General features: G+C 37.3%; 26 protein-coding genes. 20 read left to right on the top strand and 6 right to left on the bottom strand.

Annotation, left to right across the window (positions count from 1 at the left end; all coding sequences use genetic code 11):
• Genes BLT95_RS09185 through mnhG form a run of 5 tightly spaced genes read left to right on the top strand, consistent with a single transcriptional unit; the run spans window position 1 to window position 3018 of the window.
• Complete coding sequence (locus tag BLT95_RS09185) at window positions 1-354, top strand: Na+/H+ antiporter subunit C (protein WP_089665796.1); 354 nt, start codon at window positions 1-3, stop codon at window positions 352-354.
• The gene (locus tag BLT95_RS09180; RefSeq protein ID WP_089665795.1) at window positions 351-1865 is read left to right on the top strand and encodes a proton-conducting transporter membrane subunit; all 1515 of its coding nucleotides are present in this window, start codon (window positions 351-353) and stop codon (window positions 1863-1865) included. The genes BLT95_RS09185 and BLT95_RS09180 overlap by 4 nt, the downstream gene beginning before the upstream one ends.
• A gap of 6 nt (window positions 1866-1871) precedes the next feature.
• Window positions 1872-2348: a Na+/H+ antiporter subunit E gene (locus BLT95_RS09175; protein ID WP_089665794.1), complete on the top strand. Its 477-nt coding sequence runs from the start codon at window positions 1872-1874 to the stop codon at window positions 2346-2348.
• Window positions 2345-2617 (top strand): cation:proton antiporter, encoded by a 273-nt coding sequence (locus BLT95_RS09170; RefSeq protein WP_089665793.1) that lies wholly within the window; start codon window positions 2345-2347, stop codon window positions 2615-2617. Before BLT95_RS09175 ends, BLT95_RS09170 begins: the two co-directional genes overlap by 4 nt.
• On the top strand, window positions 2614-3018 hold the full coding sequence (gene mnhG, locus BLT95_RS09165) for a monovalent cation/H(+) antiporter subunit G (protein WP_089665792.1): 405 nt from the start codon (window positions 2614-2616) through the stop codon (window positions 3016-3018). The genes BLT95_RS09170 and mnhG overlap by 4 nt, the downstream gene beginning before the upstream one ends.
• A gap of 2 nt (window positions 3019-3020) precedes the next feature.
• Here mnhG and BLT95_RS09160 read toward each other — a convergent pair whose 3' ends face one another.
• Window positions 3021-3461, bottom strand: coding sequence for an MgtC/SapB family protein (locus tag BLT95_RS09160; protein ID WP_089665791.1), 441 nt, complete (start codon window positions 3459-3461; stop codon window positions 3021-3023).
• Between the two features lie 34 nt (window positions 3462-3495).
• On the opposite strand from BLT95_RS09160, the gene BLT95_RS09155 reads away from it, so the two are divergent.
• The 8 genes from BLT95_RS09155 (at window position 3496) to BLT95_RS09120 (ending at window position 11391) form a co-directional block, all read left to right on the top strand.
• Entirely contained in the window at window positions 3496-4653 is a 1158-nt protein-coding gene (locus tag BLT95_RS09155; RefSeq protein WP_089665790.1) for a pyridoxal phosphate-dependent aminotransferase family protein, read from the top strand.
• Window positions 4653-5276 carry a dethiobiotin synthase gene (bioD, locus tag BLT95_RS09150; RefSeq protein WP_089665789.1) on the top strand — a complete coding sequence of 208 codons (624 nt, stop codon included), beginning with the start codon at window positions 4653-4655 and terminating at the stop codon, window positions 5274-5276. Before BLT95_RS09155 ends, bioD begins: the two co-directional genes overlap by 1 nt.
• A complete protein-coding gene (gene bioA / locus BLT95_RS09145; protein ID WP_089665788.1) occupies window positions 5264-6553 on the top strand; it encodes an adenosylmethionine--8-amino-7-oxononanoate transaminase in 1290 nt (429 codons plus the stop codon). Before bioD ends, bioA begins: the two co-directional genes overlap by 13 nt.
• A 77-nt stretch (window positions 6554-6630) precedes the next feature.
• The gene (locus tag BLT95_RS09140; RefSeq protein WP_089665787.1) at window positions 6631-7230 is read left to right on the top strand and encodes an SET domain-containing protein; all 600 of its coding nucleotides are present in this window, start codon (window positions 6631-6633) and stop codon (window positions 7228-7230) included.
• Between the two features lie 58 nt (window positions 7231-7288).
• Window positions 7289-8443: a beta-ketoacyl synthase N-terminal-like domain-containing protein gene (locus BLT95_RS09135; RefSeq protein ID WP_089665786.1), complete on the top strand. Its 1155-nt coding sequence runs from the start codon at window positions 7289-7291 to the stop codon at window positions 8441-8443.
• A gap of 88 nt (window positions 8444-8531) precedes the next feature.
• Window positions 8532-9623: a biotin synthase BioB gene (gene bioB, locus BLT95_RS09130; protein ID WP_089665785.1), complete on the top strand. Its 1092-nt coding sequence runs from the start codon at window positions 8532-8534 to the stop codon at window positions 9621-9623.
• 17 nt (window positions 9624-9640) lie between these two features.
• The gene (locus BLT95_RS09125; protein ID WP_089665784.1) at window positions 9641-10513 is read left to right on the top strand and encodes a cupin-like domain-containing protein; all 873 of its coding nucleotides are present in this window, start codon (window positions 9641-9643) and stop codon (window positions 10511-10513) included.
• Window positions 10510-11391, top strand: a complete 882-nt coding sequence (locus BLT95_RS09120) for a cupin-like domain-containing protein (protein ID WP_089665783.1) — start codon at window positions 10510-10512, stop codon at window positions 11389-11391. Before BLT95_RS09125 ends, BLT95_RS09120 begins: the two co-directional genes overlap by 4 nt.
• On the opposite strand, the gene BLT95_RS09115 is transcribed toward BLT95_RS09120, so the two are convergent.
• From BLT95_RS09115 to BLT95_RS09095, 5 genes are all read right to left on the bottom strand, one after another.
• Window positions 11381-11857: a regulatory protein RecX gene (locus BLT95_RS09115; RefSeq protein ID WP_089665782.1), complete on the bottom strand. Its 477-nt coding sequence runs from the start codon at window positions 11855-11857 to the stop codon at window positions 11381-11383. The genes BLT95_RS09120 and BLT95_RS09115 overlap by 11 nt on opposite strands.
• Window positions 11847-12047 carry a hypothetical protein gene (locus BLT95_RS09110; RefSeq protein WP_089665781.1) on the bottom strand — a complete coding sequence of 67 codons (201 nt, stop codon included), beginning with the start codon at window positions 12045-12047 and terminating at the stop codon, window positions 11847-11849. Before BLT95_RS09110 ends, BLT95_RS09115 begins: the two co-directional genes overlap by 11 nt.
• Window positions 12048-12168: 121 nt before the next feature.
• Window positions 12169-12651, bottom strand: coding sequence for a ferritin-like domain-containing protein (locus BLT95_RS09105; RefSeq protein WP_089665780.1), 483 nt, complete (start codon window positions 12649-12651; stop codon window positions 12169-12171).
• Window positions 12652-12852: 201 nt separating this feature from the next.
• Complete coding sequence (locus BLT95_RS09100) at window positions 12853-14391, bottom strand: Rne/Rng family ribonuclease (RefSeq protein WP_089666893.1); 1539 nt, start codon at window positions 14389-14391, stop codon at window positions 12853-12855.
• Window positions 14392-14705: 314 nt separating this feature from the next.
• Window positions 14706-14996: an HU family DNA-binding protein gene (locus tag BLT95_RS09095; RefSeq protein ID WP_011711414.1), complete on the bottom strand. Its 291-nt coding sequence runs from the start codon at window positions 14994-14996 to the stop codon at window positions 14706-14708.
• 141 nt (window positions 14997-15137) lie between these two features.
• On the opposite strand from BLT95_RS09095, the gene mutY reads away from it, so the two are divergent.
• The 7 genes from mutY to BLT95_RS09060 all read left to right on the top strand — a co-directional run bounded on the left by mutY (window position 15138) and on the right by BLT95_RS09060 (window position 24174).
• Window positions 15138-16190: an A/G-specific adenine glycosylase gene (gene mutY, locus BLT95_RS09090; protein WP_089665779.1), complete on the top strand. Its 1053-nt coding sequence runs from the start codon at window positions 15138-15140 to the stop codon at window positions 16188-16190.
• A gap of 113 nt (window positions 16191-16303) precedes the next feature.
• Window positions 16304-16774: a single-stranded DNA-binding protein gene (gene ssb / locus BLT95_RS09085; RefSeq protein WP_089665778.1), complete on the top strand. Its 471-nt coding sequence runs from the start codon at window positions 16304-16306 to the stop codon at window positions 16772-16774.
• Window positions 16775-16795: 21 nt separating this feature from the next.
• On the top strand, window positions 16796-18118 hold the full coding sequence (locus tag BLT95_RS09080; RefSeq protein ID WP_089665777.1) for a gliding motility-associated protein GldE: 1323 nt from the start codon (window positions 16796-16798) through the stop codon (window positions 18116-18118).
• Entirely contained in the window at window positions 18115-18681 is a 567-nt protein-coding gene (gene gldD, locus BLT95_RS09075; protein ID WP_089665776.1) for a gliding motility lipoprotein GldD, read from the top strand. Before BLT95_RS09080 ends, gldD begins: the two co-directional genes overlap by 4 nt.
• 87 nt (window positions 18682-18768) lie before the next feature.
• On the top strand, window positions 18769-21729 hold the full coding sequence (locus BLT95_RS09070; protein WP_231896350.1) for a SusC/RagA family TonB-linked outer membrane protein: 2961 nt from the start codon (window positions 18769-18771) through the stop codon (window positions 21727-21729).
• Window positions 21730-21744: 15 nt separating this feature from the next.
• A complete protein-coding gene (locus tag BLT95_RS09065; protein ID WP_231896349.1) occupies window positions 21745-23055 on the top strand; it encodes a RagB/SusD family nutrient uptake outer membrane protein in 1311 nt (436 codons plus the stop codon).
• 222 nt (window positions 23056-23277) lie between these two features.
• Window positions 23278-24174 carry a DMT family transporter gene (locus BLT95_RS09060; RefSeq protein ID WP_089665774.1) on the top strand — a complete coding sequence of 299 codons (897 nt, stop codon included), beginning with the start codon at window positions 23278-23280 and terminating at the stop codon, window positions 24172-24174.
• Window positions 24175-24189: the final 15 nt, after the last annotated feature.

Here is a 24189-nt window from a genome sequence, read left to right as displayed (position 1 = left end):
ATGGAGATCCTTTTAGCATTAATGGTAGGAATTTTATATGGAACAGGTATCTATATGATGCTGCGCCGAAGTATGGTTAAACTTATTATAGGAATCATCCTGCTTGGGAATGGAGCAAACCTCCTTATTTTTCTTTTAGGAAGAATTACCAAAGGAGCACCACCAATTATTTCTGAAAACGCCAAGGTTTTTGTAGACGCCTATGCAGATCCTGTTCCGCAGGCATTGATACTTACAGCAATCGTTATAAGTTTTGGACTTCAGTCTTTCGCTATTGTATTGGTAAAAAGAGCGCATACGGTAGTTAGAACTGATGATCTGGATGAAATGAACGCAACCGACGAAGATTCATGAATGAACAACTAATATTATATCCTCTTTTTCTCCAGATGGCCATCAGTATCATTCTGATGTTTGGCTGGTCAAAAATTAAATTTCAGAAGGTTTTTAGCGTGATTGGTAGTGTCTTAAGTTTAGGCCTTTCCATCTGGTTATTTACATTTATCTGGAATAATGGAACCCAAACCATACAGGCAGGAAACTGGGAAGCTCCTTTTGGGATCACCTTTGTTGCTGATATGCTTTCAGTCACACTGGTTCTGCTTACAGCTATTTCTGGACTTGCTGTTTCTATTTTTTCAGGTGCATCAGTACTAAAAGACCGGTTACGATTTGGTTATTTTCCCATATTTCACTTTTTACTGCTTGGTCTTAATGGAGCTTTTCTAACTGGTGATATTTTTAATTTATATGTCTGGTTTGAAATCATCATTATCAGTTCTTTTGTATTGATCACCATTGGAGGAGAGAAGGCTCAGCTGGAAGGTGCGGTGAAATATTTTACGCTGAATATTCTTGCTTCCATGATTTTCCTGACTGCTATCGCAGTACTTTACGGGATTACGGGTAGTTTGAATATGGCAGATCTTGCAGGGCAGATCGCTGAAGTTGAGAACAGAGGGCTCGTGCAAATAACAGCTTTATTATTTCTTATTGGCTTCGGAATAAAAGCAGGGGTTTTTCCGCTCTATTTCTGGTTACCGGCATCTTACCATACACCACCATTTGCAGTTTCTGCGATCTTTGGTGGTTTATTAACCAAAGTCGGGGTTTACGCATTGATAAGGGTATTCACCCTGATATTCGTAGGAGATACTTTTCTGAATAATATTATTATGATCATTGCGATCTTAACCCTGGTTAGTGGAGGGATAGGAGCGTTGGTACAAAACAATATGAGAAAGGTTTTCTCGTATCTTATCATTTGCCACATTGGGTACATGATCGCGGGTATAGGTATGTTTACTGAAATTGCCATTGCAGGAGCGATTTTCTATCTCATTCATGATATTATCGTAAAAACAAATCTTTTCATGATTAGCGGCGTAGTGTATAGAATTAAGGGAACAAACAGCATGCGTGATCTTGGCGGGATCTATGCCAAATGGCCAAAGATTAGCTTACTGCTATTTATACCATTGTTTTCACTGGTGGGAATTCCACCGCTTTCAGGATTCTGGCCTAAAATAAATTTGATAAAAGCTGGGTTTACCAATGGTTCTTACATTACTGTTGGAGCGATTATTTTTGCCAGTTTTATCACCCTGGTAATTATTGCAAAGTTGTGGTCTGAAGTATTCTGGAAAGAAGATAAAGAACTGCCTTTAAGAAGTAATTTTGGGTATTTTTCAAAAATGACCAATGCTAAGAGGATGCAGTTTATAATTCCTGTGGCTTTTTTAAGTATTGTATCTTTGTATATTGGTTTTGGTGCTGAACATATTCAGGAACTTTCGGCAAGAATTGCAGATGAACTGGTAAACAGTGAAGGCTATATTAATGCAGTTCTAAAATCGAAGAATTAAGAGATAATGAAGAATAAATTTCTGTCTAACATATTATTGACCTTTGTATGGGTAGCACTTACAGGAGATTTTTCTTTTGAAAATTATCTTTTTGGATTCTTTCTGAATTTTCATATTCTTTGGCTCATTACCGTAAAAAGAAAGAGTAGTACCTACTTTCTCATTGTTCCCAAGATCATTATTTTACTGGTGTTCTTTTTATATGAGTTAATAAAGGCAAATATTGAAGTTGCATACGAGGTAGTCACGCCTAAACTTAATATGACTCCGGGAATCATTATGGTACCTCTGGATATAAAGTCTGATATAGGAATTACCATGTTGGCGAATATGATCTCGCTAACACCGGGAACATTGAGTCTGGACGTATCAAATGATAAAAAAGTACTATTTGTGCATGCAATGTATGTTAAGGATAGAGAGAGGTTTATCAGAGGTATAAAAAATGGGTTTGAACGTAGAATACTGGAGGTATTGTCATGACATTATTTGAATATTTACATTTTATAATTTTGCCCATTCTGGTGGTTTCGGCCGTTCTTATTTTATGGCGTTTTATAAAGGGACCAAGCATTGCTGATAAGATTGTTGCACTGGATCTTTTGATTACTACCGGGATTGGGATTATAGCTGTTTATAGTATCATATATAATCAGTCTACATTGATGGATACTGCTTTAATTTTAGCTTTAATAGCCTTTTTAAGCACGGTTGCCTTATCATATTATCTTGAAAAAAGAAAAAGAAAATGATAGACATAATTATAGGAACCATAGCAACTTTTGGAGCTCTGTTTGTACTTTTAGCGGCAATAGGGATCGTAAGAATGCCAGATACCTACCTAAGGATTTCAGTAACTACAAAAGCGGCTACCTTAGGTGTAGGATTGGTTTTGCTATCTACCACTGTTTATTTTAGCAATGCTGATGTGACTTCACAGGCATTTGTGATCATTTTATTTTTGTTTTTAACGGCCCCGGTAAGTGCTCACCTAATTGGGAGAGCTTCGTACTTTATAGGGGTGAAACTTTGGGATAAGTCTGTAGTTGATGAGCTTCGCGGAAAATATCAAAAAAACACACATATTTTGAAGAGTGTGGTAGACGACACTCCTGAAGACAATGTAGACCATTCCAAAATGAAAGATAAGTAAGCTTAATCTTTACTTTTTTCTTTCTTTTTCCTGTCCATTAATTTTCTTTCAATAAGACTAAAAAAGAAATTAACGAAGATTATAAGGATCGTAGTAACTACAAGCTCTTTAAAATAACCAAAGCCAGAAAGACATCCAATAGCCGCACTACACCAGATAGTTGCAGCGGTAGTAAGCCCCTCGACATCTTTACCTTTTTTCATGATGGTACCGGCCCCAATAAATCCAATACCAATAATTACCTGACTAAGAACCCTGGTCATATCTGCATATTCTGCACCCTCAAATTCAAGGGACATCATAATAAAAATGCTCGCACCAAGGGCGACCAGGGCATGCGTTTTTAAACCAGCATGTTTCCCTCTAAACTCACGTTCCAAACCAATACATAAGCCCGCAATAACAGCGACTCCTGTTTTAAGTGCAAAATCTATGATATCCATATTATAAAAGAATCCTGTTTTATATTTTAGTACAATGAAAAAACTACCTTTAAAATTAGATAAAAGACTCCAAAAGAGAAAGGAAGAGGATTCTTTTAGGGAATTATTATCATTTTCAAAGGGAGTAGATTTCTTTTCTAATGATTATCTGGGTTTTTGCCATTCTGAAATTATAGCAGAAAATACTGTGAAAATAATGAAGGAGTATGGAACTTTTAATGGTTCTACAGGCTCCAGGCTGCTATCTGGGAATCACCCGCTTTTTAAAAAATTAGAAAATCAGCTGGCAAGTTTTCATAATTCTCAGGCTGCATTGATATTCAATTCTGGATATGATGCGAATGTTGGTTTCTTTTCGGCCATTTTACAGAAAGAAGATGTCGTCTTTTATGATGCGTATTCCCATGCTTCCATAAGGGATGGTCTTAATATGAGCCTGGCTAAAAAGTATAAATTTTATCATAATGATCTTGAAGATCTACAAAATAAACTAGAGCGTTTAACCTCAAAAGGCGATAGTTCTGAGATCTATATTGTGACCGAATCTGTTTTCTCCATGGACGGTGATTCTCCAGACCTCAAATCTATGCTGGATATTACTGAGAATTATAACGCACATTTGATCATTGATGAAGCTCATGCTACCGGGGTTATCGGTGATAAAGGAGAGGGCCTGGTGCAGCACTTGAAATTAGAGAAAAGGGTCTTTGCTCGTATCCATACTTTTGGGAAAGCCATAGGTTGCCATGGAGCTGCTATTCTTGGAAGCACAGCTTTAAAAGAATATTTAATAAACTTTTCCCGCAGCTTAATTTACACTACTGCCCTGCCACCACATACGGTTGCTACCGTTATTGCTGCTTATCGATATTTGGAAAGTGACCAGGCCACTTTGAGTAAACTGAAGAAGAATATTGAGCATTTCAAAGCTGAGATCATTAAAAACGAACTTCAGAATTTATTCGTTAATAGCGATTCTGCGATACAGGCCTGTATTATTTCAGGAAATACAAATGTGAAAAAAGTAGCATCAGAGCTTCATAATAAAGGTTTTAATGTAAAGCCTATTCTGTCACCAACAGTCCCGCAAGGAAGCGAAAGACTAAGATTTTGTATTCATTCTTATAATTCTCCTGAAGAAATATCGGAGGTCTTAAAAGTCTTGGGTAATTTTGTGGCAAATAATCAATAATGCCGAAGACATTTTTTATTACCGGAATTGGAACTGAAGTAGGAAAAACCATCGCCTCTGCAATCGTGACCGAAGCAATGGGTGCAGATTACTGGAAGCCGATACAGGCAGGAGATCTTAAGAATTCTGACTCCCATAAAGTAAAGAAGCTGGTTAGTGACACCGATTCTCATTTTTTTGATAATTCTTATGCGTTGAATACGCCAATGAGTCCGAATGCAGCTGCGGAAATTGATGGAATTGAGATCGATCTAAAAAAGATAAAAAGACCGGTTACTGAAAAAGATCTGGTAATTGAAGGTGCGGGCGGATTGATGGTGCCACTTAATAATAAGGAAGTCATCGCAGATCTAATTTCCAAAGAAGATGTTGTGATCCTTGTTTCCAGACATTACTTGGGAAGTATCAATCATACGTTGCTAAGTATTGAGGCATTAAAAAGCAGGGGAATTACCAACATAGCGATCATTTTCAGCGGAAATGAGCATACTACTACTGAAGATGCTATTAAAAAACTTGGAAAAATAGAGGTAATTGGCCGTATTGAAGAAGAACCCTATTTTGATGAAATGGTAGTGAAAGAATATGCCGGAAAATTTAGAAAGAGACTATGCGAGATATAGAAGTGGAGAAAGAGAGCCTGGAAGAAAGGGATAAAAAGCATTTATGGCACCCTTTAACGCAACATAAAACGAGTGTTGGAATGTTGCCTATAAAAAAAGCCAAGGGCTGTATTCTAACTGATGAAGATGGGAAAGAATATATAGACGGGATTTCTTCGTGGTACACGGCTGTATATGGACATTGTAACGAATATATCACCACCAAGGTCGCTGCACAAATGCAAAACCTGGATCAGGTGGTTTTTAGCGGATTCACGCATAGACCTGCAATAGAACTTTCTGAAGCTTTAATTGAGATATTGCCAGCAGGTCAGCAAAAACTATTTTTCAATGACAACGGTTCTACGGCAACCGAGATCGGGATCAAAATGGCGTTGCAATATCATCATAATCTTGGGAATGACCGTAAAGTGATGCTGGCTTTTGAAGAAGGTTTCCATGGCGATACTTTTGGCGCCATGTCGGTTTCTGGTTTATCTGTTTATAATGGAGCTTTTAAAGATCATTTTATCAGGGTAGAACGAATTCCTGTACCTACAGGTGAAAATAATGAAGAAGTTATTTCCACTTTAAAAGAACTTATAGAAGATCATCATATCGCCGGTTTTATTTACGAACCTTTAATCCAGGGTGCTGCGGCTATGAAATTTCATGATGCCGATGGTTTGAATGAAATTTTAAAGATATGTAGGGAAAATGATATTGTGAGAGTAGCAGATGAGGTGATGACAGGTTTTGGTAAGACAGGGAAATATTTCGCTTCAGACTATATGGAGGAAAAACCCGATGTGGTTTGTATGTCTAAAGCATTAACCGCAGGTTTGCTACCAATGGGGCTTACTTCATGTTCTCAAAAGATTTATGATGCTTTTTATTCTGAAGATATCGCCAAAGGATTATTTCACGGCCATACCTATACTGCGAATCCCTTAGCTTGTGCAGCGGCTTTAGCTGGTGTGGAACTATTGGTTTCTGAAGAGATGCAGGTAAATATTCAAAATATCACCAAAGCTAATATTGATTTTGTAACTAAATTGAATGCACACCCAAAAGTAACAAATGCAAGAAGTATGGGGGTGATCTTTGCCTTTGAACTGGATGTGCAAACCGATCGTTACGGAGGTCTTAGAAATCAACTTTTTAAATTTTTTATGGATAATGGTGTATTTCTTCGTCCATTGGGAAATACTATTTATATCCTACCGCCCTATGTGATTTCAGAGAAAGAGCTACAGAGAGTATATTCGGTTATAGAGGATTCATTATCAGTTTTCTAAAAAAAATTGGAACCGTAATGATATTTTGAAAATTCGATTCATTTTTTATCTAATTTAGATAGGTTAATCTGAATATTATGATGCATCCTTATACGAGATTGAAATGGATCAATGATCAAAAGGGTTTTGGCGTTGTTGCGACGCGGTTTATTCCGAAGGGGACTATTACCTGGGTGCAGGATGAACTGGATAGGGTGTTTCAACCTGAAGAACCCGAAAATTTTAAGTCTGCTGCCAGAGAGCAATTAGAAAAATATAGTTTTCGAAATAGCAAGGGAGAGCATATTCTATGTTGGGATATTGCAAAATATATCAATCATAGTTTTAAGTCCAACTGCCTGTCTACGGCTTATAATTTTGAAGTAGCTGTAAGAGATATTCTTATAAATGAAGAGCTTACCGATGATTATGGTTATTTGAATTTATCTGAATCTTTCGTTCCTGAAGATGAAGGGGTTGTTAGAAAAACAGTATTTCCAGATGATATCCCCAAATTTTATAAACAGTGGGATAAACAACTGGAGCCTTTATTTCCTGTAATTGAAAAATTAGAACAGCCGTTGTTAGATCTACTTTCAGAAGAGGTGAGAACTGAAATTAAGCAGGTAGCTAGCGGAAAGAAAAAAATGCCCTCCACCAAAAACCTCTATTTTCAACCTGAGAAAAGCAGAATTTAATCCTGGTAAATTTAGCAAGTCGCCAATTCAGCCTTATTTTTGCTAAAAAATTAAGCCTTTGAAAAATCCGATTTCAATAAGCTCAATCGGCACTATTTCTCCTTTAGGGAAAACTTCTGAAGAGATCTGGAAAAACTACCTTTCAGATGATCATTTTTTTCATTTAAGAGGAGCAGGTAGAGATGCTTCCTGGATGGGAAATTTGCCGGAAGCAATTCAGAAGGATGTAGCTCAATTAAGAAATGAAAATTCTAAATATCGTCACCTGGATGAGTCGGTACTTTACGCAATATTGGCAGGAAGAGATGCTGTTAAAGATTTAAGCCTTTCTAATAATAATGCGGGTATTAATATAGGTAGCAGTAGAGGGGCGACCAGGCTTTTCGAAAAATATCATGAAGAATACCTTCAAACCGGCAGAGCTTCTACTTATAGTTCACCATCTACAACTCTTGGAAATATATCATCATGGGTAGCGCAGGACTTACAAATTAACGGACCTGAATTTTCGCATAGTGTCACCTGTTCTACCGGAATGCATTCTATTTTAAATGCCATCGCATGGATACAAAGTGGAATGGCAAACAATTTTCTGGCTGGCGGAAGCGAAGCCCCGCTCACCGGTTTTACCCTGGCGCAAATGAAGGCAATGAAGATCTATGCTACTGAAAATATTGATTTTCCATGTCGCTCACTGGATATGGATAAATCAAGAAACTCCATGATCTTAAGCGAAGGCGCCGGCATTGTTACTTTAAGTGCAAATGAAGATTTAGGTACTTTGGCAAGTATCAAAGGAATTGGTTTTGCGAATGAAAAACTAAAACATGGCGCATCGCTTTCAAAAAATGGCAAATGCCTTCAGAAGTCTATGAAAATGGCGATGGGGGACATCACGGAAAAAGAGATAGATGTTGTGGTGATGCACGCCCCGGGAACGATAGGAGGGGATCTTTCAGAAGTAAATGCGGTAAAAAAGGTGTTTTTAGGTAAATTACCTGCAATTACAAGCAATAAGTGGAAAACAGGGCATAGCTTTGCAGCTTCGGGGATATTGAGCCTTCAAATGGCGATTTTAATGCTTCAAAAGCAGCAGTTTTTACCGGTTCCTTTTTCAGAATTTAAACAACAACCAGATAAAATAGAGAATATATTAGTGAACTCTGTAGGTTTTGGGGGGAATGCAGTTTCCATCCTGATTGGAAGAAATTAGAAATTGTTAGCTTCCAAAATTATAAATCTATAGGAGCTTTCCTTATTAAACCTTAGTTTTCATTATTTTTGAATTCAAATCTAATTACATGGCAATTAAACACGACTGGACCAAAGAAGAAATTCTAGAGATATATAATAAGCCTTTTATGGAGTTGCTTTATGAAGCAGCGTCTGTTCACCGTCAACATCATGACCCTAATACCGTTCAGGTTTCTACCCTGCTTTCTATTAAAACAGGAGGGTGTCCTGAAGATTGCGGATATTGCCCCCAGGCAGCCCGTTATCATACAGATCTTGAAGGGAATGACCTTATGAGTGTTAATCAGGTAAAAGCACAGGCTTTAAGAGCAAAAGCTTCTGGAAGTTCCCGTGTTTGCATGGGCGCTGCCTGGAGAAATGTAAAAGACGGTGAAGAATTTGATAACGTACTGGAGATGGTGCGAACTATCAATAAACTGGATATGGAGGTTTGCTGTACGCTGGGAATGCTTACTGAAAATCAGGCAGAGCGATTGGCAGAGGCAGGATTGTATGCTTATAATCATAATCTCGATTCTTCAGAAGAATATTATAAAGAAGTAATTTCTACAAGAGGATATCAGGATAGACTGGATACTATTGGGAATGTGAGAAAAACGAATGTGACTGTTTGTAGCGGTGGAATTATAGGAATGGGAGAAAGCGAAGCAGACCGGGCAGGGATGTTGGTAGCACTTTCAACTTTGAATCCGCAGCCTGAATCTGTACCGATCAATGCTTTAGTGCCGGTGGAAGGAACGCCGATGGAAGAACAGGAACCTGTGCCAATTTGGGAGATGATACGAATGGTTGCTACTACCAGAATTGTGATGCCAGAGACCCAGGTGAGACTTTCTGCAGGAAGAACTCAAATGAGTAGAGAAGGACAGGCAATGTGTTTCTTTGCAGGAGCCAATTCTATTTTTGCAGGAGATAAACTGCTAACAACTCCAAATCCTGATGTAAATGAAGATATGGAAATGTTCAAAATACTGGGGCTGAATCCTCAAAAAGCCTTTGAAAAAAAGTCTCAACCGGAAAGTGTCGCTGCAGAAAAATCAAAATATCAGTCGCAGGGAGAGAAACCTAAATGGTCACGTCCTGAACATAAAATTGAAAGAAATCTGGAGGCTCAACAAAAAGCCAGGACTAAGGCGTAGTTTTTAATACTATATAATTGAAACTGGATCTTCAAAATATTCCCAGAAGAAAGAATCTTTCAAAAGAAGATTTTCTCCGGGAATATTTTATACCAAAGAAGCCTGTAATAATTGAAGATATTACGGAAACCTGGCCTGCTTATAGAAAGTGGGATTTCGATTATTTTAGGGAAAAAGCAGGTGATATTGTTGTGCCATTGTATGATGGTAAACCTGCAAAGGGAAAGCAGAGTTCTCACGGGGTGGCTATGAAAGTACCTTTTAAGAAGTATATTGATATTCTTCACAAAGGTCCCACAGATCTAAGAATGTTTTTCTTTAACCTTCTTCAAAATTGCCCTGATCTTGTTAGTGATTTTAAATATCCAGATCTTGGTGTAAAGTTTTTTAAGAAACTACCTGTGCTGTTTGTTGGTGGCGAAGGCGCTAAAGTGGTGATGCATTATGATATGGATCTTGCAAATAACTTTCATTTTAATTTTATAGGAGAAAAAAAGGTGATTCTTTACCCACCAGATCAAACGCGATTTCTTTACAAGGTTCCCTATTCCATTGTAAGTATGGAAATTATAGATATGGATGATCCAGATTTTGAGAAATATCCGGCTCTGGCAAAAGCAAAAGGTTTTGAAGCGAGATTGCGACATGGAGATGCTTTGTATATTCCCAGTCGCTGGTGGCATTTTATTAAATATGAAACTCCTAGTTTATCCTTAACTTTAAGATCGTTGCCAAAATCACCGAAAAAAATTGCAGAAGTGCTTAAAAATTTATTGTTTGTACGTAATTATGATAATTTGATGAGAAAACTGAGGGGGCAGGAGTGGATAGATTATAAAAACCGGGTGGCAATTAAAAGAAGTAATAGAAATGTTGGGATAGAAGAATGAAGCAAGCAAAAATGAACCTTGAGCAAATACCCAGAGTTGAAAGAATATCAAAATCAGATTTTCTAAGGGATTACGTACAGCCTCAAAAACCAGTGGTTATTGAAAGATTTATTGATGACTGGCCGGCATACGAGAAATGGAACCTGGATTATATCAAGGATGTTGCAGGGGATAAAATAGTTCCGCTATATGATAATCGCCCAATTTCCTCAAAATATAAATTCAATGAAGCTCATGAAAAAATGAAAATGAGCGAATACATTGATCTTTTAAAAGCAGGACCAACAAACTATCGCATCTTTCTTTACCATTTAATGAAGGAAGTGCCCAGCCTCCAGAAAGATTTCAGGTTTCCCAATGCAGGACTTCGTTTTTTAAAACAATTACCCATGTTGTTTTTTGGTGGGGAGAATTCGAAGGTTTTTATGCATTATGATATAGATTATGCTAATATTCTTCATTTTCATTTTCACGGAAAAAAGCAATGTATATTATTCCCACCTTCAGAAAGTAAGTATTTGTATAAGGTCCCGCATGCCCTTATAGCCAGAGAGGATATTAATTTCGCAAATCCCGACTTTGATAAGTTTCCCGTATTGAAGAAGGCAAAAGGTTATGTGACAGAATTAAATCATGGAGAGACATTGTATATGCCTGAAGGTTACTGGCATCATATGACGTATCTTACCGCAGGCTTTTCAATGAGCTTAAGAGCTACTCCGCGTACCCTCACCAACTTTTCCAAGGCAGTCTATAATCTTGTGTTTATGAGACATTTTGATAACTACATGCGTAAGCTAAGAGGACAGAAATGGATAGATTATAAGAATGAGCAGGCCGTTAAACGAACCCATAGAAAGAACGATATTAGTCTATGATCTCATTCACACAGTTAAATACAAGAGAAGATTCATAGCCTTTGCGAAGTAAATGATCAACTAGTATTTTTTTCTTTTTGAATGAATTGGCTTCTAAGATCTTTTCTGCTTTCTTCTCTGCCAGCTCATAAAGAGTGTTTTGATAATCTAATTCCTTGATTTCTGATAACCCTAATTTAATGATGGGTGAGGAAATATCCTTTTTCTTAAGTTCCTGAATAATTTTAATACGTCCCCATTTTTTAATTCTGAATTTTCCACGAACAAAACTACGGGCAAATCTTTCTTCGTTTAGAAAATTCTCCTGCATCAGGGAAATAATGATCTTTTCTTTTGCCTCCGGGATCATTTTCATCTGGGTAAGTTTGTCTTCAACTTCTTTTTGAGACCTGTCGCGATAGGCGCAATAGTGCATCAGCTTTTGAAGCGCTTCTTCTACCGTATAAGTTTTCTGGTTAGGCTGCATTTTTAGACAGGTAATTCTTTAGATTGATGAGCTGAAAGATAATCGTACAAAGCAGCCAGATGGAGAAGCAAACCACTTCTGCAGCAATGATATAATAAGTATCGTGAATGTTGATCGTGAGATTCTCCCCATAAAATGTGAATCCAAAGATGAGGGTAATAATACTCACAATAATAGAATACGTTCTCATGTTTCAAATATAGAATTTTGGAGATTATTCAGGAGGGTATATGGATAGGCAATTTTAACCCGGAAAAAAAAGCCTCCCATTTAGGAAGGCTTTGATATGCAGTTTACTACTAATAGCTGTTCTACTTTGCTTTCTTGTTTAATCTACTTTCAGCTAATTTGTCAAGCTTATTATCAGCATTATATTCCTCATCCAGGGTTTTCTGAAGTTTCCTGGCGATGTCTTTATGCCCTAATTCTTTGGCATATCTAACCACGGTGCCGTATCCAGAAATTTCATAATGCTCCACTCGTTGTGCGTCTGCGATAAGACCTGCATCACGTACTTCTTCAGAAGCGTCTTCTTTAAGAAAATCTTCGGCCTCTTCAATAAGTCCTTTCATGGCCTTACAGGTTTCACCGGTTGGTTTAATGCCTAATTCCTTACAAATCTCACTTAATCTTTCTTTATGCTCCCTGGTTTCTTCCAGATGTCCTTCAAATGCCTCTTTAAGTTTTTTATCATGCGCATTCTTTACCATTTTTGGTAATGCTTTGATAAGCTGATTTTCTGCACTATAAAGATCCTTTAACTGATGCTCGAATAATTCTTTTAAATCTTTCATGATTTTATATTTATTGGTTAATAAAGTCTAAATCTAATCCTGAAAAATAGGTTCTTAAGTTAAAGCACTACTAAAGATTTGTTGCTTATATATTAAAGTGAAATAAAGTCTTCCAATTGCATTAAATCTTGATCTCAAATGAGTTAAATGAAAAAAATGCACAAAAAAAACGCCTTCCAAATTAATGAAAGGCGTTTCTTATTATTTGATCACTTTCCCGTCTTTATCGTGAAAGTGGTACTCTAAATACGTGTAAGCATCGCGAGGTAAAATTTTCACCCAACGTTTGTGGTCTACAAACCACTTAGATCGGGGAGATGGAAAGCCTTTCGTTAAAAATGCTGCAATAAATGGATGTGCGCTAAGCGTGATCTTTTTATGTTCTTTCTTGATCAGTTTTTCAAGGTCCACTTTTATCTTGTTCACCAAACTTATTGGTGCTTCAATTTCACCATTTCCGTTAGGATTTTCCTCACGGGTTTTGATGTTCATTTCTGGCCTTACGCGCTGTCTCGTAATTTGTACTAATCCAAACTTACTTGGAGGCAAAATTTTATGTTTCGCCCTGTCGTCACTCATTTCATTCCTGAGGTGGTCATAAAGCGTTTTTCTATTCTCCGCTTTATTCATGTCTATGAAGTCTACTACGATAATTCCTCCCATGTCACGAAGTCGTAACTGTCGGGCTATTTCAGTAGCGCTAATCATATTTACCTCCAGTGCGGTATCTTCCTGATTCTTAGATTTATTAGAACGGTTTCCGCTATTTACGTCTACAACGTGCATGGCTTCAGTATGTTCTATAACCAGGTAGGCGCCTTTACTCATGGAAACGGTGCGCCCAAAGGAAGTTTTTATTTGTCTTTCGATACCACTTTTTTCAAAAATGGGTTGATTGGATTGATGCAATTTTACGATTGATTCTTTTTCTGGAGCAATTTCGCTCACATAATCTTTAATTTGGGTATAAAGTGTTTCATCGTCTACGACTATAGAAGTAAAGGAGTCATTAAAAATGTCTCTTAACAGGGACGAAGCCCTGTTCAATTCTCCCAGTACTTTAGAAGGATGATGTGGTTTATACAGTTTTTTACACATGGCTGTCCAGCGACCTACTAAATTTTGGAGATCTCTGTCCAGTTCTGCTACTTTTTTGCCTTCGGCTACGGTTCTTACAATAACCCCAAAACCTTTGGGTTTAATGCTTTTTACCAGTCTCTTTAAACGTTCCTTTTCATCTTTGCTTTCAATTTTTTGAGAAACTGAAATTCGGTTTGAAAAAGGGACCAATACAATATATCGGCCAGGTAAGGATAGCTCTGAGCTTATCCTGGGACCTTTAGTAGAGATAGGTTCTTTTACGATTTGAACCAGTAGCGACTGATTTGATTTTAAGACATCGGCAATAGAGCCGTTTTTGTCTATATCCTTTTCAAAAGTAAAATTCTTTAAAGAATAATCTTTTAATTTACCTGTGCTTACACGTTTTATGAACTTCAATAAAGAAGATACCTGGGGTCCCAGATCATGATAGTGTAAAAAACCATCTTTTTCATAGCCAACATTTACAAATGCGGCATTTAACCCAGGAACAGATTTTCTAATTTTGGCGATATAAATATCTCCAACATTAAATTTGTTACTGTCCTCTTCCTTGTTGAGTTCAACAAGTTTTCCATCTTTTAATAAGGCAAAATCTACAGCAGAAGGTTCGGACCGGATAATTAATTCTTTGTCCACACTTCCAGATTTTTTATCCATATCTGTCATAAAACAAACATAGATGGATTAAACATTATTTTTTTCACAGGTTTTGAATCCTGAAGAAACCTCATCGACATAGGTAAACTGTCGGGGGTTTCGATTTCAAAGAACGATTAAATAAAAAAAGTAGTGATCACACTACTTTTTCTTGTGGCGATTTGCTCTTCTTCTTTTCTTACGCTTGTGCGTAGCCACCTTATGTCTTTTTCTTTTTTTACCACTTGGCATAGTGCAATGTCATTTAAATTAATAATTATTTCTTTTGAAGCCCGACCCATGCCGGGGATCAATTATTTTACCTCAACATTCGATTTCACTCCTTCCACAAAAATCTTCGCAGGCTTAAAAGCTGGAATATTATGTGCTGGAATTTTAATAGTAGTGTTCTTAGAAATGTTTCTACCGGTTTTTTCAGCTCTTGTCTTTACAACAAAGCTTCCAAAGCCACGAAGGTACACATTATCTCCACTTTCTAGGGAAGTTTTTACTTCATCCATAAAAGATTCAATAGTAGCCTGAACGTCACCTTTTTCCATTCCTAATTTTTCTGAAATGTTTGCTACGATATCTGCTTTCGTCATTTTCGTGCTATTTAAATTTATAAATTGGGGTTTCAATTTTTCAAGGGGGCAAATATAAGAATTAAATCTGCAATATTTCAAACCTAATTCACTAATAATAACGGAATAAACTCCTATTATTGCGGAGATTCCTCAATTATTATGGTTTTATCCAATAGACTGATGCATTGGTACTTGCAAAACAAACGTGATCTGCCATGGAGAAAGACTCACGAACCGTACCAAATATGGCTAAGCGAAATTATGCTTCAGCAAACACGAATAGAGCAGGGTTTACCTTATTTTTTAAAATTTATTAAAGCTTATCCAACAGTTTTTGATCTTGCTCGGGCTACTTTAGATGAAGTGCTAAAGCTCTGGCAGGGCCTGGGTTATTATTCCCGGGCACGAAACCTCCATGAAACTGCAAAATATGTTGCTTTTGAACTCAATGGTAAATTTCCAGATTCTTATAAAGGACTCCTTAAATTAAAGGGAGTTGGCGATTATACTGCAAGTGCCATTGCATCCATATGCTATAATGAACCTGTGGCGGTGGTAGATGGGAATGTGTACAGGGTGCTATCAAGAATATTTGAAATAGACACTCCTATTAATAGTACTTCAGGTATTAAAGAGTTTAAAAAACTTGCTCAGGAATTACTAAATACGAAAGATCCGGCTACTCACAACCAGGCGATCATGGAATTTGGAGCTTTGCATTGCAAGCCTCAAAATCCTAAATGTGAAACCTGTCCTTTTAATGATAAGTGTCTTGCGCTAAAAAATGACAGGATTAAAGAGCTACCTGTTAAACTGAAAAAAAGCAAGGTTAAAAAAAGGTATTTCAATTACCTGGTTTTTAATCTGGGGGATGAGAAAACAATTCTTGAACAACGAACTGGAAAGGGAATATGGAATGGTTTATATCAATTTCCATTAATTGAATCTGATGAATTGCTTGAAGAAAACCAGTTAATAGGTCTGCAGGCGTTTAAAGAATCGGTCCCGGATTCAAATATTCAAATTGAACTTCACAATGAAACTCCTATTGTTCATAAGCTTTCACATCAACATTTATTTACCAGGTTCTGGCTGATAGATTCTAATGCTACCTCAGATAATTCAGTCTATATTAAAAAGGTGGCAGATTATCCGGTTCCTGTTTTAATTGAAAATTTTCTGAATGAATACCTCCCTGATGCTTTTAAATAGAACCTTGTTTATATCTTTGAACGTTTTTGTTTACACAGGCAGAAATTTTTAGTATTTTAGGATAAATTTTTTAAGTCAAATAACCGATTTATCGGGATCTAAATAGTTGAATAATGACAGGTACATTAAACAAGGTAATGTTGATTGGACACACAGGAGATGACGTGAAAATGCATTATTTTGAAGGTGGAGGTTCCATTGGAAGATTTCCACTGGCCACAAATGAAAGTTATACAAACCGTACTACCGGTGAACGTGTAACTAATACCGAGTGGCATAATGTAGTGGTTCGAAATAAAGCTGCAGAAATTTGCGAGAAATACTTAAAGAAAGGCGATAAAGTTTATATAGAAGGACGCATTAAAACACGTAAGTGGCAGGATGACGCTGGAAATGAAAAATATTCTACCGAGATTCATTGTACAGAATTTACTTTCTTAACACCTAAGAATGAATCTGGAGCTCAGCCTGCAAGCAATCCTCAAACAACTGAGGGCAGCGCTGCTAAACCAAAAAATGATAACTTTGCAAATAAGAATGAATCTTACTCTCAGGAAGAAGAGGAAGATGATTTACCATTCTAAGTTTAATTAAAATTTTCGCCCTTGGATTCGGAGCCTCCCAGTTTGCTTTTGTTGTGGACCACTATGGGAATTACCCATCTTATAAGTTTCATCTCTTTATTTGTACTATTGTTATGTTCTGCATTGATTTCTGGAGCAGAAGTAGCTTTCTTTTCGCTTACACCGGCAAATTTTATTACTGAAGACGGGAAAAGATCCAAAACGCAGAATATTGTTATCAATCTACTGGAAAAGCCTAAGAAGCTTTTAGCAACCATCTTGGTAGCTAACAATTTCATAAATATTGCGATTGTCCTTTTATTTGACAGTCTTGCTGATGATCTTTTTGCAGGAATTAATACTGAATTCTATGGTGTTGATCTTCGATTTTTCTTTGAAGTGGGGCTGGTAACTTTTCTTATACTTCTTTTTGGTGAGATCCTGCCTAAAGTTTATGCAAGCAGGAATAAAGTGCAGTTTTCCAATTTTATGGCATATCCAATTAACTTTCTGGATAGTTTTTTCTCTCCTTTAAGTACTCCCATGAGGGCTGTGACCTTGTATTTGCATGAAAAATTCGGGAAACAAAGATCTTTTATTAGTATAGATCATCTCTCACAGGCATTGGAGCTTACCAGTGAAGAAGATACAACCAGAGAGGAGCAAAAGATACTTCAGGGGATTGTAAGCTTTGGTAATACAGATACCAAACAGGTAATGCGGCCAAGAATGGATCTATTTGCGTTAAACGAAGAAAGCGCTTTTAATGATATTTTTCCTGAAATTATTGAAAATGGATATTCCAGGATTCCTGTCTACCGTGAGAATGTAGATAATGTGATTGGAATTCTTTATATAAAAGATCTGTTGCCTTATTTGAATAAAAAGAATTTCGATTGGACCACGCTACTTAGAGAGCCCTATTTTGTGCCTGAGAACAAGAAGCTGGATGATCTTTTAAATGATTTCAAAAACAAGAAAAATCACCTGGCCATCGTGGTAGATGAGTATGGAGGAACCAGTGGTCTTATTTCTTTAGAAGATATTATTGAAGAGATTGTAGGGGATATTAGTGATGAGTTTGATGATGAAGACTTGATCTACTCAAAGCTTGATGAGAATAATTTTGTGTTTGAAGGCAAAACACCTCTAAAGGATTTTTACAAGATCGCGAAGATTGAAGATGCTACAGTTTTTGAAGATCAAAAAGGAGAAGCCGATACGCTGGCTGGATTTTTACTGGAGATTTCAGGAGGTTTTCCTAAAAAGAATGATGAAATTGTTTTTTTGAATTATTCGTTTATTATAGAGGTGATTGACGATAAACGTATCAAACAAATAAAATTGAGTATCGCTCCCGTATGAGAAGATTGATTTTGGCTAGTATTGGAATTTTCTTTTTATGTATTTCCTGTAAGCAGGATTTGCAGCCAAAACCAAAAGGCTTTTTAGCTCTTGAATATCCAGAAGCACAATATAAAACTATAGATATTGGCTGTCCTTATTCTTTCGAAATGAATAAAATGGCAGAGATATCACCGTCCAGAAACCGGGTTCCATGTTGGATTGACCTACAATATAAGGATATGAATGGGGTGATATTCATTACGTACCAGCCCGTTAAGAATAATCTTGATTCACTTTTAATGGACGCGCAAAAGTTGCCGTTGCAACATACTATTAAAGCCGATGTAATTGAAGGTGATGTGTATACCAACGAATTACATAATACATACGGAATCTTCTATGAAGTAGATGGCAATGCGGCTTCCCAGGCCCAATTCTATTTAACCGACAGTACAGATCATTTTCTTACAGGTTCTGTTTATTTTAACAGTCTTCCAAATTTCGATTCCATAGTCCCTGCTGCAGAGTATCTTAAGACAGATATGCGACATTTAATCGAAAGTCTGCGCTGGAGTTATTAACAAATGTTGAATTATTAATCGCCGATTTTTGTTAAATCAATAATAAAAATGCTTAATATTGTTAATATAACACTAAAATTAACAATTATGAGGCAATTTTCTTTGAGTTACTTCAAAGTGATTTTCTTTTTTCTTTGTCCTTCATTACTTCTTTCCCAGGAAGTTCTGGAAGGGAAAACGATCAACGAAGCAACCGGCGAGCCGGTACCATTCGTAAATGTGATCGAGAAAGGAACAAGCAATGGTACTACCAGTGATTTTGAAGGTAACTATAGTATTTCGGTAGAATCACTCCCCACAACCCTGGTATTTTCATATTTAGGTTTTGAAACCCAGGAGGTAAATGTGACAAACGTCTCTCCAATGACCATCCAGATCTCTGAATCTGCTGCGGCATTAGACGAAGTAGTTGTTACCGGATTAGCTTCTTCTACTAAGCGTTCTAATACCGCTAATGCTGTAGCGTCAGTTTCAGCAGAAGAATTAACAGGGGTTACAGTACAGTCAGGATTGGACGGAGCTCTTTCAGGTAAATTTAATGGTGCAGAGATTAAATCAAATTCAGGTGCGCCCGGAGGAGGTATATCCATGCGTTTACGTGGTGTAACCTCTATTTTTGGAGACCAGCAACCTCTTTTTATAGTAGATGGGGTGTATGTGGATAACTCCTCAATTGGTTTAGGTAATAATATTGTTAGTGAAGCTGCAGGAGGTGGAAATCCTTCAACCAATCAGGATGACGCTTCCAACCGTATTGCGGACATAGACCCGCAAGATATTGAAAGCGTAGAGATACTTAAAGGTGCCTCAGCTGCGGCCATTTATGGATCACGGGCTGCTGGAGGGGTAGTTCTTATTACCACAAAGAGAGGTAAATTAGGAAAGCCAAAAGTTTCATTTTCACAGGTGGTAGGTCTTAGGAGTCCTACTCAGCTTCTTGGATTAAGAGACTATACCCCGGAGCAGATCACCGCTTTAGGCGGGCCTGCTAATCCAACATTAAGGGATTATGAGGCAGAGCTTTTTGACAATACAGTGGTTTCTTCCACAACACGTTTTTCAACTTCAGGAGCGAATGAGAAGACCGATTATTTTTTCGGTGCAACTCATAGAAATGAACCTGGATTGGTTGATAATACTGGCTACAAGAAAAGTTCCGTTAGACTAAACATAGGGCAACGCTTTAACGATTGGCTGGATCTTTATATAACCAGTAATTATATCAATTCTCAATCAGATAGAGGATTCTTTAATAATGGTAATGCCAATAGAACGGTGGGTTATGCATTAGCTTTCACATACCCATGGGAAGATCTTTCGCCTGTAGATGGTGTTTATCCTTTTGGTGGAGCGGGTTCTAACGTATTGGAAACGGTAGCTTTAACCACGAACAGGGAAGAAGTAAATCGTTTTATAGGAAGTGCCAAGACTAATGTGAAGCTGTTAACTACAGATCGCCAAAGACTAAAATTAGTATTAGAAGGCGGATTTGACCAGTATACCTTAAGAACTACAAGTATCTTCCCTAGCGGACTTACTTATTTCAGGGATCCAAGTTCCCTTGGAGGTGTATCAATATCAGGTAGTACTGTGAATACCAATTACAATTTATCTGCCTTCCTTGTTCATAACCTTGATCTGGATAATGGGCTTGCATTTACAACTCAGGCGGGTAGTTTTCTTCAGGATTTCAACAGAAATACAGTAATTACTATTGCGACAGGATTAAATGGTTCTCAAACCAATCTGGGACAATCTACCAATGTTTCAACCAACCAGGTAATCAGGCCGCAAAGGGATAAAGGATTTTTTGTTCAGGAAGAAGTCAATTTTGATGACAAGATTATTGGAACCGTGGGTATTAGAGGAGATAAATCCACTAATAACGGAGATGCAAACGAAATGTATTATTATCCAAAAGCTAACCTGGCGGTTAACCTTCATGAATTCGATTTCTGGAATATAGATTTTCTAAATGTCCTTAAACCAAGGGTAGCCTATGGTGAGGCAGGACGATTCCCGAATTTTAACGATCGATTTTCTTTAATGGATGCTCAGTTTATTGATGGATCATCGGGTTTAAGCCCGGCGAATTTGCGAGGAAATTCGAATATTGGACCAGAGAGACAAAAAGAATTGGAATATGGTCTGGACTTCGCATTATTTGATAAAAGACTAGATTTTTCAGTTTCATTCTATGATAAAACAATCGAAGATCTGTTAATTCAATCTCAATTCCCAACTTCTTCTGGGTTTACTACAGAGGTTGTAAATGGTGGAGAACTTCAGAACAAAGGGGTTGAACTGGGCTTAAATGCCATCGTGATGGAAAAAGATGATTTTTCATGGAACGCCAGTTTAAAATGGTGGAAAAATAAGTCTGAAGTGACCAGTCTGGATGTACCATCTTTTACTAATGGTGGATTTGCAGCAGGTCTGGGAACATTCCTTATTCAGGAAGGAAAAAGTGCAACGCAAATCGTAGGTACTTATGATCCAGATGCCTTTACTGCAGAAGAAATTGCAGCAAGAGATCCTGAAGGTGACGGATTCTTTGTTTATGGAAATGCAGAGCCAGATTTTCAGATGTCCTGGTATAACGAAATCAAGGTGGGGAACTTTGATTTTACATTTTTATGGCACTGGAAAAAAGGCGGGGATAATATTAATTTAACTACCTTACTATATGATCTTGCTGGTACTACCTGGGATTATAATGATACAGATCTGGACCCAAGTGGAGAGCTTAGTAATGGGCGGTATAGAGCCAGTCAGGCTTTTGTGAATCCAGGTCCTTTTATTGAGGATGCCGGTTACTTGAAACTAAGAGAGGTTGGGTTGTTTTATACACTCCCGAATGACTTTATCAAATATGCATCTAACATTAAAGTTGGAGTGTCAGGAAGAAACCTGATCAATATATTTGACTATAACAGTTATGATCCTGAAGTATCTAACTTCGGTAACAACGTTCTGGCTAATAACGTTGAGGTTACGCCTTACCCTATGTCAAGGTTCGTTAATTTTCATTTAAACGTTAACTTCTAAAAAAATAGAACAATCATGAAAAAATTATCAATAACATTCATCTTCATGTTTGCGTTGATACTCTTCCCGGGGTGCGAATTAGAAGATATCGAAAATCCAAATGCACCTACCGTAAGTAGTTTTGAAGAAGGGGCAACCGCTGGTGATATTATGCTACTGGCTACAGGCCTTGAGGCTATTATGCGTAGCGACCTGGAGTTTCATTATGATACTGTGAGTATTTTAGGTAGGGAGTATTATGACCTCACAAGTGTAGATCCGCGATATACCGGAGAGCTGCTGAAAGGGCCTCTGGATAATAATGGATTTTTAACCACGCGTTCATACGCCGCCTGGTATAAGATCGTGAAGTCGGCTAATATTCTTATTGAAGCCGTTGAAAATTCTGTAGCCGGATTTAGTGATGCGCAAAAGAGCGACTACTATGGTTATGCCAAGACCCTGAAAGCATATGCTTTATTGATGGTGGCGAACCGCCAGTTTGATAACGGAATTAGAATAGATGTAGCCGACCCTGATAACCTTGGGCCGAATGTGGGTTACGACGAAGCTCTTACCGCTATTATGAGTCTTCTTGATGAGGCTAATGCAGATCTTGCTAGTGGAACTGAAGAATTTGTAAGTTTAAGTTCAGGTTTTGATGGGTTTGATACAGCTGCTACTTTTAGTGAGTTTAATAGGGCTATAGCAGCAAGGGTTGCCTTGTACCAGGAGAATGATCAATTAGCTCTCAGCTTACTGGCAGATTCATTTCTTGATCTGGACGGGGACTTGTATGAAGGTCCTTCACATATTTTTGGTTTAACCGGTAACGATATCCTTAATGCACAATATCACGTGCCTATGCAATCCGGCCAGGAATTTATGGTTCATCCATCCTGGATCGCAGATGCGGCTCCTGGAGACTTAAGAGTTGAGGAAAAATCTATAATGCTAGAAGAGGTAGTATTAACAGATGGCTTATCTGCGCAATACCAGATCACGGTATACGAAAGTAATGTGGATCCGGTATATTTAATTAGAAACGAAGAACTAATCCTTATCTATGCTGAAGCCAATATTGGAACAGATAACGATGAAACTGTTGAAGCAATTAATATTGTAAGAAATGCCGCTGGATTATCAGATTATTCTGGTGCTACTGATGCAGATAGTTTGCTTGAAGAAGTTCTAAGACAAAGAAGATATTCTTTACTGGCTGAAGGTCATCGTTGGATCGATCTAAGAAGGCTGGATATGCTCAATGAAGCGAATGTGCCGTTAGATCGTGCTGGAGATAACATTATAGATGCCTTTCCAACACCATTTACCGAGCAGTTAAATTAGAAACGAATATCTAGAACAACTAAAAACCTCTAACGTATGTTGGAGGTTTTTTAGTTTTATATATAAGCCTGATCCTATAATTAAATTTTAGAAAGATCATAATATTCAAAATCAGACCTTAAGAAACATGGAACTTATTTCTATTATAGGTTTTGGAGTATTCCCAATTAAAGAGCTTCAAGAAAATATATCTTCGCAGTCCTAATTTAAAAATAACAGGCTGTGAAAAACCTTAAATGGATCTATTTGATCATACTTTCTATTGTATGGGGAAGTTCCTTTATTCTCATTAAAAAGGCGCTTATTGGTTTAACTGCATTGCAGGTAGGATCATTCAGAATTATTTTTGCTGCTCTTTTCCTGATCCTGGTAGGATTTAAGAGTATTTCAAAACTTACAAAACAACAATGGAAATGGATCGTTATTTCAGGTTTTCTTGGCTCTTTCTTTCCGGTATACCTTTTTGCTTTTGCCGAAACTGAAATAGATAGTGCCATAGCATCTATTCTGAATGCCACAACCCCATTATTAACGCTCATTTTTGGAGTCTTATTCTTTAGGGCAGTATTTACCCAGAATAAAATTACAGGTGTGATTATTGGCCTCCTGGGAACCGCCGGGCTTATATTTAGCGGGGCAAGTATCAATCCAGATCAAAATTATTTTTATTCTTTCTTAGTGATTCTGGCTACCGGTTGTTATGCTTTGAATGTAAATATTCTTAAAACCCGAATGAGTAATATCACGCCACTTGGGATAACCGCAGGAAATTTTTCAGTGTTACTTATTCCGGCCATTGCCATTTTGTATTATTCTGGTTTTGAAATGTCAAATTTGAGCGTAGAAATACGATCTTCTTTAATTTATGTGGGAATTTTAGGAGTGATAGGTACTGGTGTGGCTATGATTATTTTCAATAAACTTGTTCAAATAACAGATCCCGTGTTTACAACATCGGTAACCTACACTATTCCAGTGGTTGCTTTAGGTTGGGGTATTTTAGACGGAGAAGTATTTAGTTTCTGGCAACTTATCTCATCTTTTGTGATTTTAATTGGTGTGTTTATAGTAAATAGATCAAAAGATATTGTCTCTAAATTCAGAAAACAGGCGACATAAAAAAAGCCCCGAAAT

It is taken from the genome of Gramella sp. MAR_2010_147 (genome assembly GCF_900105135.1).
In the GTDB taxonomy this organism is placed as follows: Bacteria; Bacteroidota; Bacteroidia; order Flavobacteriales; family Flavobacteriaceae; genus Christiangramia.
The sequence above is the reverse complement of the archived record's forward strand: the minus strand, read 5'-3'. Positions and strand labels throughout refer to the sequence as shown.